Raw genomic sequence first — 1510 nt, forward strand, 5'->3', positions numbered from 1 at the left:
AGATCATATTTTGGAGCGACAAAAAACAACGGCTCGGCTACTGTGCAGGGCGTTTTTTAGCTTAAATGTATGCTGGTCCTTTGTGACCAGATTAGTAACCAACGATCGACAAAGCGGTTAGTTAGATAGTTTCTTCTCCTTATTGCAAGGGGAAATTACCTAACTAACCGCTTTGCGGTTATGTTAGTTACCTTATGGGGCCAGTGTGCCCACTGCCAGGAGCAGTATTTGGCAGTTTAGTTTATTCAGCTGACTTTGTTTTAGGTTTAGGTAGAGCAACTGGTGTAGTAGATTTTGGCTCAGCAGTCTTTCATGGTTTAGTTGAAGGTTAGGGTGTTGAGTAGTGTTTTAGTTTTGCTTGTGAGAGACTGACCTGGTTTTTTGTGGCCGTTTATTTGCTTGGAAAAAGTTGTTTTTTTATTTGTATGTTGGAACTTCACAAACTTTTAGGAAAGAGCATAAGGGAAACTGCTATCACTTACTTAACGTAAGGTGATAGCTTGGCGGTGCCAAGCGTTTTCTAACAGCGGCTGCCTGCTAGCACTTTTTTTGCGAAATATCCCATTGTGGGTGTGTTGTGAATACTGGTGTAGAGCTAAAAACTCCATCTGGGTTTGTGAAAGGGATCTGATAGTCCCAAAATGGGATTGTCATAAACCTTGATAGAGCAACATTCTCCTAAGGGTAAAGATCGTATCAAAAACCGTATTTTGGTTTTATTGAATACCAGGCTCGCTTTGAATGTAATGGAGAGCGGGGGGGTAAAAAATAAAAGTAGGTGAAATAGTTGAGGAATGATTTTGTCTACTTTTAAAAAATTGGGGGCAGTCATTTTTGAGCAAAAAGAGAAGTGAATTTAGCAGGTAAATCACACAGCTTATCGCCAGGAAGTCATCCATTTGATAGAAAATCAGGTGTAAGTATACCCGAGGGCGAAAAAACGGCTCACAGGGGCTAATAGGGGCTAAATCAGGCGAATTAAAAAAGCATGAATGTTAGAGAGTTTCATGCTTTTTTCTGTTTGGTCGCATTTTAAATGCTCGTGCTATATTAATATATAGCAGGGGAAATTTTCCCTTAGCATTAAAAAAGGCGTTAAACCTGATCCGTTTAACACCTAATAATGGATATGAGATAGCTAGTCCCATATTCTTAACGATAGAGTTTTGCTAACATCTATTTACATTATAGCCGATTTTGGTTTTAAGTAAAAAGTTTGCAGCAAAGCCAAAAAGGATTAGCTACTCTGAGTCAAGTTTCGGAAGGTGGCAAGAGCTATGCTAACAACAAATGCCAGTTTGGCAATCACTATGGTAGTTTTACCAGTAATTGCGCACGTACTGTGCAAAATGATTGATCGGTATTTTTTTAATGAAAAGTAGCAAATAAGCTGGTATGAAGCAATTGGTCTAATTGTGAAATTACCAGGTAACGAAAAAAGGGAAGGCTGTTAAATCAGTCTTCCCTTTTGCTATACGGCTTCAAATTCACAAACATTTTTTTGCTGCAG

The 1510-nt window shown here is 38.9% G+C and carries 1 protein-coding gene; it reads left to right on the forward strand.

Annotated features, from left to right (window positions below):
• The first annotated feature begins 194 nt into the window (after nt 1–194).
• Entirely contained in the window at nt 195–332 is a 138-nt protein-coding gene (locus tag ACZ2M0_RS09395) for a hypothetical protein (RefSeq protein ID WP_158596034.1), read from the forward strand.
• The last annotated feature ends 1178 nt before the right edge of the window (nt 333–1510 follow it).

This window comes from Lactobacillus sp. VURO6/B1 (VP7) (assembly GCF_058139575.1).